Source organism: Burkholderia sp. MSMB2157WGS (assembly GCF_001532755.1).
Classification (GTDB): domain Bacteria; phylum Pseudomonadota; class Gammaproteobacteria; order Burkholderiales; family Burkholderiaceae; genus Burkholderia.
Genome location: NZ_LPJG01000047.1, coordinates 28,715 through 42,828, shown reverse-complemented (window position 1 = coordinate 42,828; position 14,114 = coordinate 28,715). Strand labels below are relative to the sequence as shown.

14 protein-coding genes are annotated in these 14,114 nt (G+C 67.4%); 6 read left to right on the top strand and 8 right to left on the bottom strand.

Annotated features, from left to right (window positions below; all coding sequences use genetic code 11):
* Positions 1 to 9: 9 nt before the first annotated feature.
* Both kdgR and WT53_RS27965 read left to right on the top strand, forming a co-directional pair.
* Positions 10 to 891 (top strand): DNA-binding transcriptional regulator KdgR, encoded by an 882-nt coding sequence (gene kdgR, locus WT53_RS27970; protein ID WP_060262400.1) that lies wholly within the window; start codon positions 10 to 12, stop codon positions 889 to 891.
* A gap of 62 nt (positions 892 to 953) precedes the next feature.
* Positions 954 to 1,325: a hypothetical protein gene (locus tag WT53_RS27965; RefSeq protein ID WP_034206282.1), complete on the top strand. Its 372-nt coding sequence runs from the start codon at positions 954 to 956 to the stop codon at positions 1,323 to 1,325.
* An 18-nt stretch (positions 1,326 to 1,343) separates the two neighbouring features.
* Here the strand turns inward: WT53_RS27965 and WT53_RS27960 are convergent, their stop codons facing one another.
* Entirely contained in the window at positions 1,344 to 2,948 is a 1,605-nt protein-coding gene (locus WT53_RS27960; RefSeq protein ID WP_052100227.1) for an EAL domain-containing protein, read from the bottom strand.
* A 350-nt stretch (positions 2,949 to 3,298) separates the two neighbouring features.
* On the opposite strand from WT53_RS27960, the gene WT53_RS27955 reads away from it, so the two are divergent.
* Positions 3,299 to 3,670 carry a hypothetical protein gene (locus WT53_RS27955; RefSeq protein ID WP_230624854.1) on the top strand — a complete coding sequence of 124 codons (372 nt, stop codon included), beginning with the start codon at positions 3,299 to 3,301 and terminating at the stop codon, positions 3,668 to 3,670.
* Between the two features lie 22 nt (positions 3,671 to 3,692).
* Here the strand turns inward: WT53_RS27955 and WT53_RS27950 are convergent, their stop codons facing one another.
* The 4 genes from WT53_RS27950 to WT53_RS27935 all read right to left on the bottom strand — a co-directional run bounded on the left by WT53_RS27950 (position 3,693) and on the right by WT53_RS27935 (position 8,032).
* Complete coding sequence (locus WT53_RS27950) at positions 3,693 to 3,998, bottom strand: hypothetical protein (RefSeq protein ID WP_034205704.1); 306 nt, start codon at positions 3,996 to 3,998, stop codon at positions 3,693 to 3,695.
* 106 nt (positions 3,999 to 4,104) lie between these two features.
* Positions 4,105 to 5,730 (bottom strand): histidine-type phosphatase, encoded by a 1,626-nt coding sequence (locus WT53_RS27945; protein WP_034205703.1) that lies wholly within the window; start codon positions 5,728 to 5,730, stop codon positions 4,105 to 4,107.
* 182 nt (positions 5,731 to 5,912) lie between these two features.
* Positions 5,913 to 6,347 (bottom strand): phosphatase, encoded by a 435-nt coding sequence (locus WT53_RS27940; RefSeq protein ID WP_034205702.1) that lies wholly within the window; start codon positions 6,345 to 6,347, stop codon positions 5,913 to 5,915.
* Between the two features lie 326 nt (positions 6,348 to 6,673).
* Positions 6,674 to 8,032, bottom strand: coding sequence for an NAD(P)/FAD-dependent oxidoreductase (locus WT53_RS27935; protein WP_034205701.1), 1,359 nt, complete (start codon positions 8,030 to 8,032; stop codon positions 6,674 to 6,676).
* A 100-nt stretch (positions 8,033 to 8,132) separates the two neighbouring features.
* Between WT53_RS27935 and WT53_RS27930 the strand changes: the two genes are divergently transcribed.
* A complete protein-coding gene (locus tag WT53_RS27930; RefSeq protein ID WP_034205700.1) occupies positions 8,133 to 9,086 on the top strand; it encodes a LysR family transcriptional regulator in 954 nt (317 codons plus the stop codon).
* 47 nt (positions 9,087 to 9,133) lie between these two features.
* Here WT53_RS27930 and WT53_RS27925 read toward each other — a convergent pair whose 3' ends face one another.
* Complete coding sequence (locus tag WT53_RS27925; protein WP_034205699.1) at positions 9,134 to 9,328, bottom strand: hypothetical protein; 195 nt, start codon at positions 9,326 to 9,328, stop codon at positions 9,134 to 9,136.
* A gap of 192 nt (positions 9,329 to 9,520) precedes the next feature.
* Here WT53_RS27925 and WT53_RS27920 point away from each other — a divergent pair, with 192 nt between their 5' ends.
* Both WT53_RS27920 and WT53_RS27915 read left to right on the top strand, forming a co-directional pair.
* A complete protein-coding gene (locus tag WT53_RS27920) occupies positions 9,521 to 10,438 on the top strand; it encodes an AraC family transcriptional regulator (protein ID WP_034205698.1) in 918 nt (305 codons plus the stop codon).
* 326 nt (positions 10,439 to 10,764) lie between these two features.
* Entirely contained in the window at positions 10,765 to 11,652 is an 888-nt protein-coding gene (locus tag WT53_RS27915; protein ID WP_034205697.1) for an NAD(P)H-binding protein, read from the top strand.
* 23 nt (positions 11,653 to 11,675) lie between these two features.
* On the opposite strand, the gene WT53_RS27910 is transcribed toward WT53_RS27915, so the two are convergent.
* Both WT53_RS27910 and WT53_RS27905 read right to left on the bottom strand, forming a co-directional pair.
* A complete protein-coding gene (locus WT53_RS27910) occupies positions 11,676 to 12,878 on the bottom strand; it encodes a benzoate/H(+) symporter BenE family transporter (protein WP_034205696.1) in 1,203 nt (400 codons plus the stop codon).
* 190 nt (positions 12,879 to 13,068) lie between these two features.
* Positions 13,069 to 14,094, bottom strand: coding sequence for a fatty acid desaturase (locus WT53_RS27905; RefSeq protein ID WP_034205695.1), 1,026 nt, complete (start codon positions 14,092 to 14,094; stop codon positions 13,069 to 13,071).
* Between the last annotated feature and the right edge of the window lie 20 nt (positions 14,095 to 14,114).

The window sequence follows — 14,114 nt, the reverse complement described above, 5'->3', positions numbered from 1 at the left end:
CTCACGGACATGACAGCAACGCCCAGGCAGCGCAAGCGCGATCAGGCGAATCAGGAAACCGGGGCGGACCTTGCGGCGGCAGGCGCCGTCGAGAGGCCCGATTCGGTTGCCGCCGTCGGCAAGGTCTTCACGATCCTCGCCGCGCTCGGCGAGCGCCGCGAGATCGGCATCAGCGAACTGTCGCACCAGCTCGGCATGTCGAAGACGACGGTGCATCGCTTCCTGCAGACGCTCAAGGCGCTCGGCTATGTCGCGCAGGAAGGCGAGACCGATCGCTACCGGCTGACGATCCGGCTGTTCGAGCTCGGCAGCAAGGCACTGGAGAGCGTGGATCTCGTGCGCGAGGCCGATCTCGAGATGCGCCGCATCGGGCAACTGACGCGCGAAGCCGTGCATCTCGGTGCGTTCGACGAGGACGCGATCATCTACATCCACAAGATCGACGCCGATTACGGGCTGCGCATGCAGTCGCGCATCGGCCGGCGCAATCCGCTGTACAGCACGGCGATCGGCAAGGTGCTGCTCGCATGGATGTCGCCAGCCGACGCGCGGGCGGTGCTGGCCGGCATCGAGTTCAGGAAGTCGACCGCGAAAACGCTCGCGTCGGCGGATGCGGTGATGAGCATCCTGCCGCACGTGCGACGGCAGGGCTACGGCGAGGACAACGAGGAGCAGGAGGATGGGCTGCTGTGCCTCGCGGTGCCCGTGTTCGATCGTTTCGGTCGCGTGATCGCGGGGTTGTCGCTGTCGTTTCCGACGATGCGGTGCGGCGCGGACACGAAGGCGCATTACGTCGCGCTGCTGAAGGAGGCCGGGCAGGCGATCTCCGCGCGGCTCGGGCATCATCCGGAAGCGGCGGGCGTCGAAGCGACGACGGTCGCGCAGGATTGAGCGCGGGCCGGACGCGAACCGGCAAACCGAAAAAATACGGCGTTCACGAACGAACCATGCAGATGAAGACGACGATGCACATCGGCATCGCGATGCTGGTGCTCGGCGCGAGCCTGGGCGTGCACGGCGCGCACGCGAAGAGCTCGGTCGATTGCGGGAAGCTCGACGCAGCCGCGAGCGGCCCGGACGACAACTTCCGACCGCCGGCGTCCGGCACGGTCGTCGGGGCGGGGCGCGCGTATTTCTACTCGGCGCCCGACGCGCAGTGCGTCACGAAGCGGACCTTCATCGTCCCCGGCGATTCTGTGACCGTCTACAAGTCGCACGGGCGCTGGTACAACGTCATGTACGTGAACGGCAAGACCGGCGACGACGTCGAAGGATGGGTCGAGCAGGGCCGCGTGCACCTCGGCGGTCAATACGGCGCGCAGTAGTCGCCGTCGGCGGCGCCGCTACACCGTCGCCGACGCGAAATCCCGCGTCAGGTGCGCCGCGCGCATGGGTCGCTGATACAGGTAGCCCTGCGCGTACTGGATTCCGACCGCATGCAGCGCGCGATGCTGCGCTTCCGTCTCCACGCCTTCCGCGATGATCTTCAGGCCGTAGTGATGCGCGACGGCCGCGATCCCCTCGATCAGCCCCGCGCTGCCATGGTCCAGCTGCGAGACGAACTGTCGGTCGATCTTCACGTAGTCGAACGGAAAGCGCGACAGCATGTCGAGATTGCTGTGATGCGTGCCGAAATCGTCGATCGCGAACTTCGCGCCTTTCGACCGCAGCGCCTGGAAGATCTCGGTGGTTCGCGCGTTCTTCTCGAGCAGGATGCGCTCGGTGACTTCGAGCACCAGCGTGAAGCCGGGCGGCAGCGCGCGGATCGCTTCCTCGACGACGGCCACGAACCGCCCGCGCTCGAGGTCCTGCGGCGCGACGTTCACGGCGATGCGCAGCGGCGCGGACGGCGTCAGTGCGGTCAGCTCGGACACGGCGGTGCGCAGCACGAATTCGGTGACCTTCGGCAGCACGGTGCTCGATTCCACCTGCGGGATGAACACGGCCGGGCTGATGGCCCCCCACTTCGGATGGTGCCAGCGCAGCAGCGCTTCGACGCCGACCGTCCTGCGTGTCTGCACGTCGACGATCGGCTGGTACACGACATGGAATTCGTTGCGCCGGAGCGCGTGGCGCACCGCCTTCAGCAACAGTCGGCGCGGCGCCATCGCGAGCAGGTACGCGGCCATCACGAGGCTGTCGGCCAGCAGCACGATCGTCGCGCAGATCAGCCGGTAGTGGCGCTGGACCTGTGACGCGTAGTGCGCCGAGGCGACGACCGACACCGTGAACGGCCAGTGCTGCGAAGCAATCGTGCTGCCGCCCGCGGGGCCTGCGTCCGTTTCCGGCGTGAACTTCCCGTGCTGATCGAGACGGCCCGAGCCCGCGATCGACAGCACGGCCGTCGCCGCTTCATTGCCGGTGCCGTGGGCGAGCGCGTCGGCCACGTAGTCGCCTTCGATCAGGTACAGGACGCCCGCGCCGCGCGCGGTGGCGCGAAACGCGGACAGCACCGGAATGTCGTGCTGGAACGGCGTCTGGCGCAGCAGCGTGACGATCGTCGATCCCGGTTCGGGTTCGCGTGCATAGGCGGCGAGCGGCAGGTCGATCGAACCGAGCGCCGACGAGCACATGACGCGCCCGTCGTTCACCAGCGCGACCGCACGCAGATAACGCAGGCGAGTGCCCACTTCGGCCAGCGTCCGGAACACCGTCGCACAGGGCCGCCCGACGAGTGCGGTCAGCTCGTCCGCGTGCCGAAGGCGAACGCCGTCCAGGATGCGGTCCACGGAGGTCACGATGTCGTTTGCCACGACGCGCTCGTGCGCGGTGACGGCATCGCGCGCGTAGCGGTCGGCCAGCACGATTGCAAACGCGGGCACGAGCACGCAGATGATCGCGGCGGCGAGAAACACGACGCGAGGCCACGCGCCGCTGCGCTGGAAAACGGGTTTCGAGCCGCGGGGGCGTGCCCACGGTCCTGCGGTCGCCTTTGGTGTTGTACGCATGGCGCGGCAAATCGAACCGGTCGATGTGCAAACGGCGCGCATGCCGCATGCCTGATTCGGGCCATGCGGCTCGCGCGCCGGTTTCGGGACGCCGGTCGATTCGGCCGTTGCGACGGGCATCGGCACGCGCCTGTCGCGATCGGCCATCTATCCGGCAGCATTCCGTAATAACATGCTCGCATCGAGCATGTATATGGACGCAGCGTACCGAAAAAAGCCCCGGCCGCACAGTGTGTGCAGCCGGGACGAAAGACACCGTCTCTTGGCACGAGGATGGTGCGCGGCAAGTATAAGATGCGGCGCGCCATTGCGAAATATTGTTGTCTAAATATTGATGAGATTTCGCGATTGTGTCTCAAAAAGAAACATTTTCATGTGGTGCCGTTGTCGGCCGACTGCCGCCGGCGTGTCAAAACCGGAGCGTTGCGATGGAGAAAATGCCGCCCCCGGTCATCGTGACCGACGGCGCCGCCGCGGCGGACGGTGGTTCACTGTGGATTCGGATCTCGGTGGACGGAGCTGCTCGCGACTATTCGCTCGATCGCGCGCTCGCGTCGCGCGGTACGCCGCGTTACGACAGCATCCGCGGCGCGCATGGCGTGCTGTCGAACGAAGAACGGCAGGAATTGCGGGTGCTGCTGGAACGCATTGCCGACCCCGGGATGTGGGCCGGCATCGTCGGCGCGTTCATCCAGGTGCTGAACCGCCCCGACGCATCATGAACGATGCGGTGCCCGCGGCGCTTCAGAAATCGTTGCGCATCTTGTGGAGCAGGCCGCTGGGCGACTGGTGCGTGTCCACGGCGGTGAGGACATCGGTCAGGAACCACGGCAGGTTCAGTTGCGTGTCGGAATCGCCGACGCAGACGCGGATCGGCGGCGCGCTGGAGGGGGAGCGGGCGCCTTGCGACGCATCCCGCGACGGCACGCAATTCTTTGCGTATGCCTGAGTCGGGGCCGCCGAGGCGGCGCCGGATGGCGCGCCGGCGATAGCCGGCACGCCGATGGTGGCAAACAGGGTCAGGACGGCGGCAAGCGCGACGCGTTTCATGAGAGTCCTCCGACGATGCTCGTTCGACCGACCGAGCCGCCGCGAGTTCGTTGGCGCGAGATGCCGGCCGGCCGCACCGCTGCAGGCTGCGGCGCTGCGCTTCACTTCACTGATACCCGTAACACTGCTTCAGCCCCGCGTAGTCGTAGAAGTGGCTGCCCGGCGCGATCTTCGCGCCGTCGCACGCGGCCTGGAAATCCGTTTCGCGCTCGTTGTACAGCATCTTCACGATGAGCCGCGACCCGTTGCGATAGACGTCCCACTGCATGTTCGCGGCCATCGGCGACACCTGGTCGCCGCGCCACGGGTTGTTCGCATACGTGTACGTCTGTGCCTGCGGTGTCGGCACGAACACGTTCTTCAGATTCATGATCGACGCGAACGGAATCACGATCTCCGCATGCGTGAAGCGCAGCTTCGCGGCGTGCGTCAGGTCCCCGCGCGCGATTGCGTCGACTTCGCCGAAGAAGTCGTCCTGCAGCACCTTCGCCATCCGGTACGTCACCGGGTTCGCTTCCTGGATGCCGGGCCCTTTCTGATAGTAGTCCTCGGCATCCTGCAGATACGCGAGATACTGCGCCTGCTCGGCGCCGATGTACTTCTCCATCGTGACGCCGCCGGTTTCCGCGGTCATGGCGGGCGCAACCTGCAACAGGTTGTACAGCACGTTCACCGCGTCGACGGCCGTCGCGATCTTCGTCTTGCCGTCGCCCTTCAGCGTGTTGGTGAATTTGCCGTCCGACGACGTGAACGCATAGGTGCCGGTGTTCGCGAACGTGTAGCCGTCGGAGCCGAGCTTCGCGATGAAGGCCGGCGACACGAGTGCGGACAGCACCGTCTGCGCGACGTCGGCCGCCTGCGGCGCGGCCTTGATCGCCTTCAGCTTCGCGGCCACCGTCGCGTCGTTTGCATAGGCCTGGTACGCCTGGCTCGCCTGATAGGTCGCGTAGTACGGATCGCTCGTGTCGGTCACGAGATCGGTGGCCGGCTTCAGCGAGTGGAAGTACAGCAGGAAACGGTTGGTGCCGGCCGGCTGCGCGACCGGTGCGCTCGCCGGATAGCCGGCCGGCGCGGCCGGCAGCGTGATGGCCGGCGCCAGTGCCGGCTGCGCGGCGACGAGTGCCGCCGAGAAATACGTCGAACTGTCGACCGCGCGATCCTGGCCCGAGTTGACGACGACCACCTGCCGATTGCCCGTCGCGAACAGCGCGGGCAGCCGCTGCGCGAGACGCGCGGCGAGTTGCTGATGTTCGCGGATGCCGGTTTGAGTCAGGTTGCCGTAACCGGGCGTCGAGATGCCCTGCACGCCGTAGCCGAGCAGCGCATTGGCCTTCATCATCGCGTACGTGTCGGCCTTGAGCTGCGCGCCGAGCGTGGTCAGCGCGCCGTCGGCCTCGGCCTTGGCCAGCATCGCGTAGATCGCGCCGTCGTACTTGAAGCCCGACAGCCCGCGCGAGCCGTGACGTGCGACGAGTTCGGTATAGACCGGCGCGTAGCCGGCCGGCGGCGCTTCGTACGTTGCGGCGTCCTGCTGCGGGCGGTACGGCGTCTTCGTCTGGTAGTAGGTCGCGGGTGCCGGGGCCGGCGCGGGCTCAGGCATGGGCTGCGGCGCGGGCGCCGTGCCGTTGTTGTCGGCCGACGTGGCAGGCGGCGTCGAGTCGTCCCCGCCGCAAGCGGCGAGCAACAGGCAGGCAATCGTGAGAGCGGCGGCGGTGCGGATCGGGCGTGTCATCGTGGCGGGCAACGGACGGGACGATGCGCATGCGCGTCGTCCCGTCGCCGGGGGAAAGTGGTTGAGCCCCGCAGTGTTGCAAGCGACTTTGACAGCAGAATGTCAGGATGCGGTCGGGCAATCGTCGGATTGCCGCCGGATCGACGATGATGGCCGACTCGAGCGGGCCCGGGGTCCGGCGTTCAGTGCAGCTCGGCCGATGCGATCGAGCGCACCGTGTCGGTGATGTTCACACAGCGCGAGAACCCGAAATGCTCGGCTTCGCGGCGTTCCGGTTCGCTGCTCGCGATTCCGACCGCGCGCTCCCTCGGCACGCCGAGCGCCTGCAGCGCGACGTCGAACGGATGCCGATTCGATCGGGAGTCCTGTTGATCGGTGTCCGTGACGACGACCGAGAAGCGGTCGAGGTTCGCGCGGCCGAACTGGCCTTCGAACATGTCGTTGAGCCGCGCGGCCGGCAGCGTCGTGACGAGACCGAGCCGATAACCTTCTTCCGATGCCCGGTCCAGCCAACGGAGGATCGCGTCGCGTTGATGGCGCGACTCGCGCGAATCCGGCGTTGCTTCGATCTGCGCGAATGCTGCGTCGAGACGGGTGACGATGGCTTCGATGACCACGGTGATTCCTTTTCAGAAACGTGATGATCCGTTCGCCGACGGGAATGCCACACACCTTAGCGTCGATGCGGAAAATGCGACCAATCAATATTTATAGCCGACTCATACGATTCGACTTATGAATGGGGCGGCAGGCCAGAGTGGGCGTGGGATACGCGTCGCATGGCATTTCACGCACGCATCGCATCGTATCGACGGCGTTCGATGCGATGCACCGGCGTGGCGCACGTTCCGGCTGCATCGCGCATATCCATATGGAAAAACGGCATATCGGACGATGCTCGCCCGATATGCCGCGCTGTGAGGCTGCGTGCGAACGGCGACGATCAATGCAGCTTGATCGACGGCTGGTTGCGGCTTTGCAGCCAGTGGCTCAGCGACTGGAACAGCGCGCGCTTGATGCCGACCACGCTGAACAGGTGCTTGCGATACAGGAACTTGTACAGCCCGATCGCCGCCAGTCCGTCGACGATCAGCGAGCGCGAGCGCATGCCGATATCCGCCTGATACACGGCGCCCGCATGCCCGAGCGACACGACGGTGCCCGCATCGCGGAACGTGAAGCCGGGCACGGGCTTGCCGGCGACGCGGCGTGCGAATGCGTCGGCCAGATACACGGCCTGCTGATGCGCGACCTGCGCACGCGGCGGCAGGAACCCGCCTGCACCGGCCGACGGGCACGCGGCGCAGTCGCCGAACGCGTACACGTGCGGATCGTCGGGCGTCTGCAGCGTGTCGGTCACGATCACCTGGTTCGACCGGTTGAGCGCGATGTCGCCGATGTCCCGCAGCATCGCGGGGCCGGCGACGCCGGCTGCCCAGATCGTGATGTCGCTCGCGAGGCGTTCGCCGGTTGCGGTCGTCACGGCATCCGCGCCGACTTCCGCCACGCGCGTATCGGTCAGCACGTCGACGTTCAGCGCGCGAAGCTGCGCGTGCATCTTGCCGGACAGCCGTTCGTCGAGCGCCGGCAGGATGCGCGGGCCGCCTTCGATCAGCCGGATATGCACGTCGCGCGCGGACACCAGCGCCTTGAAGCGATACGTCGTCAGTTGCTGGACCGCATGCCGCAGCGCGGCGGCCAGCTCGACGCCCGTTGCGCCCGCACCGATCACGTTGATGCAGATCGGCGCGCTGCGCCGTGCCGGCTGCTGCTCGGCCAGGTGATTCGCCTTCGTGCAGGCAGCAAGGAACTTGCGGCGGAAATCCTCGGCCTGGTCGAGGTTTTCGAGCGGCAGCGCATGATGCGCGGCGCCCGGCACGTTGAAGTAGTTCGTCACGCTGCCGACCGCCAGCACGAGATCGTCGTAGTCGAGCACGCGTTGCGGCAGGATTTCCGTGCCGTCCGCATCCTGCACGGCCGCGATCGTCGCCGTGCGCGCCGCGCGATCGACCCGCTGCAGCGCCCCCTGCACGAAGCGAAAGCCGTGGCGCTTCGCCTGCGCCGCGTATTCGATCGTGTGGGAAGCCGGATCGCGATGGCCCGATGCGGCTTCGTGCAGCAGCGGCTTCCAGAAATGCGTCGGATAGCGGTCGACGAGCACGACGTCGGCCTGCCCGCGGCGTCCGACCGTATCGCCGAGACGCGTCGCGAGCTGCAGGCCGCCGGCGCCGCCGCCGACGATCACGATGCGCGGCAGGCGCGGTGCGTGGTCCGTTGCAAGGTTGGGCGTGGTGTAGTCCATGTTCGGCTCCCGCTGAATGACGATTCGGATGACATTGCTCAGGAACCGACGATATAGTTTCGAACCCACTCGAACAATTTAATGTTTATAAGCAACTCATATGTATTCACTTATAGGAAAGACCGCGACGTTCCGACAGTTGAAGGCGCTGGACATGATTGCGCGGCTCGGCAGCGTGTCGCGCGCGGCCGAGGAACTGAACCTGACGCAGCCGGCCGTGTCGCTGCAGGTTCGGTTGCTCGAGGAGGCCGTGGGCGCCGCGTTGTTGCAGCGAGTGGGGCGCGGCGTGCAACTGACCGCGGCCGGCGAGATCGTGGCGCGCTATGCGCGCGAGATCCTGCATCTGTGGAGCGAGGCCGGCGACGAGGTGGCCGCGCTGACGGGCGATCTCGGCGGCACGTTGCGGATCGGCGCGATCACGACGGCCGAATACCTGATCCCGCCGCTGCTCGTCAAATTCACTGCCACGCGTCCGCACGTGAAGACGTATTTCAAGGTCGGTAATCGCGACGACATCATCCGCATGCTCGCGACGCACGAAATCGATCTCGCGGTGATGGGCAGCGCACCGAAGGAGCTGCGTACGCATGCGGTCGAGTTCGCGAAGCACCCGATGGTGTTCGTCGCGGCGCCCGACCATCCGCTGATGCGGCGCAAGCGCGTCGCGCTGAAGGATCTCGAATCCGCGCACCTGCTCGTGCGCGAACGCGGCGCCGGCACGCGCTCGACCGTCGAGAGCCTGTTCAAGAACGCGGGCTACCGCTTTCATGTGGGCTCCGAACTGTCGAGCAACGAGGCGATCAAGCAAATGGCCGAAGCCGGGCTCGGCGTCGCGTTCCTGTCGTTGCACGCGTGTGCGCTCGAACTGCGCACGGGGCTGCTTGGGCAACTGCCGTTTCCCGGCAACCCGATCGAGCGCGAATGGTATGTGGTGACCCTCGCCGACCGGCGCATCTCGCAGGTGACGGGGTTGTTTCGCGATTTCCTGATCAAGCAGGGTGCGCCGGTGATCGACGGCGCAACGGTGGCGCCGCACGAGCGGCGGCGCAAGTAGGCGGCCGCAAGTAGGTGACGCAAGTAGGCGGGGTGTCGACCGGTCGGTCAGACGAGCCCGAAATCGTCGTTGCTGTCGGGAATCGACGCGAGCAGCCGTTCGAGCCGGTACCAGCCGACGATGCGCAGGCACCACGCGGCGATGGCCGGGCGGCCGTGGCGTGGGTGGGGGCCGGCTGAAGGGCGGGCGGCGCAGGGCGAGCGCGCGACGAACGCCGCGCGTTGCGGGCAGTAATGGGGCATGACGGGCTCCGTAGGTGTCGGATGAGCCGATCGTAAGCGGGGCGGCGCCCGTCGGCGCGCACGCAAGGATCGTCCCGAGCAGAAACGGATGATCTTTTTGTGCTCGATGCGCAGACGGCCGGGCACGGCCGGCACGCCGGCGCGAAACGCGTCACAATGCGCATTCGTCACCCGATCTGGTGGAGACCCTCGATGAGCGATCCGATTCTTGCCGCGCCGACGGACAACGGCGTCCCGGTCAGCCTGCGCTCCAGCCGCGGGCTCGGCTGGCAGGGCTTCGGCGCGTCGCTGCTGGAGATCCGCGCGGGCACGTACCGGATTCCGGCAGCCGAGCATCACCGGATCGGCGTGCACATCGGCGCGCCGGTGCGGGCGGATTGCGTATGCGACGGCGAGCGCGTGTCGCGTATCCAGGCGCACGGCGACGTCGACGTGATTCCGGCCGGCCTGCCCGGCCAGTGGACCGACAGCGCCGACTGCCGGATTCTGCACATCGCGCTCAGCGACACCTTCGTGCGGCGCACGGTCGAGCAGCTCGAACTGAAGCCGTCGCACGCGCAGATCCGCCGGCGGCTGCAGGTGCGCGACCCGCGGCTGCAGCACATTGCATGGGCGATGGCCGCCGAACTCGAAGCGGAAGACGCATCGGATCCGCTCTATGCGGAAAGCCTGTGCACGGCGCTCGTCGCGCGGCTGGTCGACGGCCAGCCCGCGTTTCGCGAACGCCGGCGCACGCTTGCGCCGAAGGCCGCTGCGCGCGTGATCGACTATGTCGAAGCGAATCTCGACCGGCGCATGACACTGGCCGAGCTCGCGGCGCTCGTGTCGATCAGCGTGCCGCATTTCAAGGTACTGTTCCGCGAAACGCTCGGGATGCCCGTGCATCAGTACGTCGTGCGGCGGCGGGTGGAGCGCGCGAAGGCGCTGCTGCTCGAAGGGAGGCTCAGCATCAGCCAGATCGCGCTGGAAGCCGGGTTCGCGCATCAGAGTCACATGGCGAACTGGATGAACCGCGTGCTCGGCGCGACGCCGACGGAGATTGCGCGGTCGGGCGCGCGGGGCGGGTTGCGGCTGGCCTATGACGGCGAGGATGGAGGCAGGGACGCATAACGAAACAGCGCTGCACGGGCGTTGCATTCGATCCGGCGGCAATTGTCCAACAGGGTGTTGGACAATTGCCGCGTTCGCTTCTCCGGCGCACACGAGCGCTGTCGACGCGCGACGCGTCGGATGTGAGCGGCGGTTCGTTTCAGGTGGGTTGTGCCTCGTGATCGGCAGATCGCCCGACGCGACGCGATCGGTGTCGCATCCAGCAGCGCGCATGGCAACCGCCGTTCATCCCGCCATCCTTTTCTGCTCGATTCATCCGTCCGTGCGCGCCACCCGGGCCGCGCATGCCGACAATCACAGCACTTCCATCCCCCAAGGAGCGAATCGTGTTCGTGATCTTCGGCGCATCCGGCAACGTCGGCCAGTCGACCGTGACGACCTTGCGCAACGCAGGCCATTCCGTGCGCGCGGTGCTGCGCGACGCACGCCATCGTGAACGCTTCGTGCAACTCGGCTGCGATGTCGCGATCGCGGACCTGACGGACGCGCACGCGATCGCCGCGGCGATCGACGGCGCGCAGGCCGTGCAGATGCTGTGCCCGGTGCCGGTTGCCGATCCCGATCCGGCCGCGACGATGACGCGGACGATCGACGCGGCGACCGCCGCGCTCGCAGCGAATCCGCCGCCGGCGCTGCTCGCGTTGTCGGACTACGGTGCGGAGCTTGAAGGCAATACGGGTATCACGCGCTTGTTCCATGACTTCGAGGAACGACTGAAGACGATTCCGACGCAATTGACGCTGCTGCGCTCGGCCGAGCATGTGCAGAACTGGGCCCGCGTGCTGCAGGTCGCGCTGGGCACCGGTGTGCTGCCGAGCTTTCACCATCCGGTCGACAAGGTGTTTCCGACGGTCTGGGCGCCCGACGTGGGCGTCGTCGCGGCGCGGCTGCTGCTCGATGCGCCGGAAGGCGGTAGCGGGCCGCGCATCGTCAGCGTCGAAGGGCCGCGGCGGGTGAGCGTGACGGCGATCGCGGCTACGTTGGGCACGGCGGCGGGCCGTGCGATCGTCGCGCACGAACTGCCGCGCGACACGTGGAGCGCGACGCTGCTGCGCGCCGGGCTCGGCGAACGCCATGCGCAACTGATCGTCGATTTGTACGACGTGCACAACGCGGGGCGGATCGACGTCGAGGCCGACGTGTCGGAGCGAGTGTACGGTACGACGCCGCTGGAGGAGGCCCTCGCGCAACTGGTGCGCCGGCATGCGCGTTGAGCGAAGCGTCGGCGCGCGGCGTGTCACGCAGGCCGTCGCACCCTGTTCAACACCGCAAACGACAGGGATCCGATCACGATCCCCCAGAACGCGGACCCGAGCCCGAGCCACGTCATCCCCGACGCGGTCGCGAGGAACGTGATCACCGACGCTTCGCGATGGTTCTCGTCCTCGAAGATCCCGTGCACGTTCGCGCCGATCGCGCCGATCAGCGCGAGCCCCGCCAGAATCGCGACGAACGCCTTCGGCAGTGCGAAGAACACCGTGACGATCGTGCCGGCGAAGAGTCCGCCGATCAGGTAGAACGCGCCGTTCGCGAGCCCGGCGACGTACCGTCGGTCCGCGTCCTCGTGCGCGTCCTTGCCGGTGCACAGCGCCGCGGTAATCGCCGCGACGACGATCGTGATCCCGCCGAAGCACGCGACGACCAGCGACATCACGCTGGTCGCCGTAATGATCGGGCGCGCCGGCGTGCGATAGCCGGACACGCGCAAAATCGTCATCCCCGGCAGGAACTGGCCGGTGAGGCTGACGACGACGAGCGGCAGCGCCAGGCTGAGCGTCGTGCCGAGCGTCCACTCGGGGGCGATGAAGATCGGCCGCGCGAGGCTCGGCGACACGTTGCCGAGATGCGTCATCCCGAGCAGCGTCGCGAGCGCGGCGCCCGTCAGCAGCACGAGCACGATGCTGTAGCGCGGCAGCAGGCGCCTGAAGATCACGTAGGCGGCGATCATCCCGAACGCGAGCGCGGGCTGCGCGGACGCGGCCGAGAACGCATGCATGCCGAACGGCAGCAGGATGCCGGCCATCATCCCGCAGGCGATGCCGCGCGGGATGTGACGCACCAGCCGGTCGAAATAGCCGGAGACGCCGATCGCCAGGATGATCAGCGCAGCCGTGATGTACGCGCCGACGGCCTGATTGAGCGTCAGTTGCGGAAACAGGCCGACGAGCAACGCGGTGCCGGGCGCCGACCACGCGGTGACGACGGGCACCTTCAGCTTCCAGCTGGCGACGAGGCCCGACACGCCCGCGCCGATCGAGATCGCCCAGACCCACGACGACACCATGTCGTTGGACGCGTGCGCGGCCTGCGACGCCTGGAAGAAGATCGCGAGCGGGCCTGCATAGGAAATCAGGACCGCAAGAAAACCCGCGGTGATCGCGGAAACGGACCAGTCGTGGCCGAGCGTGCGGATCGCGCCGGATGGGGTGTTCGGTTGCATCGTCTTCGGGGAATGCGGCGCGCGGCCGGGCGGCGGAGCCGGGGCGAATGATGGTTGGAAGCCCGGATGAGCCGCCATTCTGGACATTGCCGACGCAATTGGCAATTCGGGCGCGGCCGAGCGGCATTGTCGGCATTTCGTAAGAATTGGCGCGCAAGCCCGGAGGGTCGACAGCGCGTGCCGGGCGACGTCACGTGCTGATCTGCAACACCTCGTCGACCACCGCCACTTTGATCCCGCTGCCCGTCGACAGCGACGCCGTGCCCTCGCCGAACGGATGCACGGGCGGATCGGTCGGCGTCCACGCATGGCGTGCGAGCAGTTCGCGATAGCCGCCGCGGATCACGAAGCCCCCGCATTTGCGCGCATATGCGTCGCGTCGCATCCGGTACGCGCGCGGCAGGTCGTACCACGGCAGCTTCGGCAGGTCGTGATGGACGAGGTGATAGTTGTTGTTCAGGTACAGCAGCCGCATCGCGAACCCGGCTTCGTTGATCGCGATGCGCGCCTTCGGATGCGGTGCGGCGCGATGCTCGTACAGCGAGCGGATCATCGCGAGCGACAGCGCGGGCCATGTCACGAGCAGCAGGTAGTACCACCACGGCACGCCGATCGCGCAGTGCAGCCACGCGAGCAGCGCCGCCACGCACGCGGCATGCGTCGCCCACATCGGCAGATAACGGAAGTCGCCGCGCCGGAACGCGGCGAACGCATCGCCGAACGTCGCGGCGATGGCCAGCGGCGGCCCGACGACGATTCGTCCGGCGAAAGTCTTGCGCGCGACCGTCAGCGCCCGGCGCCAGCGTGGCAGCCGCGCCCAGCGTTCGCGCGTCACGTAGTTCGTTTCGGGATCGACGCCCGGCACGGTCAGGTCTTCGTCGCGGTGATGATCGAGGTGCGTGTCGCGATACAGCGTGTACGGATACCAGACGGTCAGCGGCGGATAGCCGAGCAGCTTGTTCACGAACGCGGAACGCGTCGGGTGGCCGTGCAGCAGTTCGTGCTGCAGCGACAGATGCCACGCGCCGAGCAGGATCAGCGGCGGCGTCGCGGCGGCGAGCGACAGGTGCCCGTCGCGCACGAGCAGCAGCACGGCGAGCCAGCCGCCGTAGATGACGACGACCAGCAGCCAGGTCGGCCACTCGGTGCGGGCGGTGAAGCGGGCGTCGAGCGCGGCGATCGCGCGCGCGTGGTCGACGTCGAAATATTCGGCCATGGCGTTGAGGCGGGGTGGAT

What these genes read in the sequence shown, in the direction of transcription:
- WT53_RS27960 (WP_052100227.1), bottom strand. Translation starts at nt 2,948, where the DNA reads ATGCGTACAACACCAAAGGCGACCGCAGGACCGTGGGCACGCCCCCGC.
- WT53_RS27930 (WP_034205700.1), top strand. Translation starts at nt 8,133, where the DNA reads ATGTATTCACTTATAGGAAAGACCGCGACGTTCCGACAGTTGAAGGCG.
- WT53_RS27965 (WP_034206282.1), top strand. Translation starts at nt 954, where the DNA reads ATGAAGACGACGATGCACATCGGCATCGCGATGCTGGTGCTCGGCGCG.
- WT53_RS27945 (WP_034205703.1), bottom strand. Translation starts at nt 5,730, where the DNA reads ATGACACGCCCGATCCGCACCGCCGCCGCTCTCACGATTGCCTGCCTG.
- WT53_RS27920 (WP_034205698.1), top strand. Translation starts at nt 9,521, where the DNA reads ATGAGCGATCCGATTCTTGCCGCGCCGACGGACAACGGCGTCCCGGTC.
- WT53_RS27910 (WP_034205696.1), bottom strand. Translation starts at nt 12,878, where the DNA reads ATGCAACCGAACACCCCATCCGGCGCGATCCGCACGCTCGGCCACGAC.
- WT53_RS27935 (WP_034205701.1), bottom strand. Translation starts at nt 8,032, where the DNA reads ATGGACTACACCACGCCCAACCTTGCAACGGACCACGCACCGCGCCTG.
- WT53_RS27950 (WP_034205704.1), bottom strand. Translation starts at nt 3,998, where the DNA reads ATGAAACGCGTCGCGCTTGCCGCCGTCCTGACCCTGTTTGCCACCATC.
- kdgR (WP_060262400.1), top strand. Translation starts at nt 10, where the DNA reads ATGACAGCAACGCCCAGGCAGCGCAAGCGCGATCAGGCGAATCAGGAA.
- WT53_RS27925 (WP_034205699.1), bottom strand. Translation starts at nt 9,328, where the DNA reads ATGCCCCATTACTGCCCGCAACGCGCGGCGTTCGTCGCGCGCTCGCCC.
- WT53_RS27905 (WP_034205695.1), bottom strand. Translation starts at nt 14,094, where the DNA reads ATGGCCGAATATTTCGACGTCGACCACGCGCGCGCGATCGCCGCGCTC.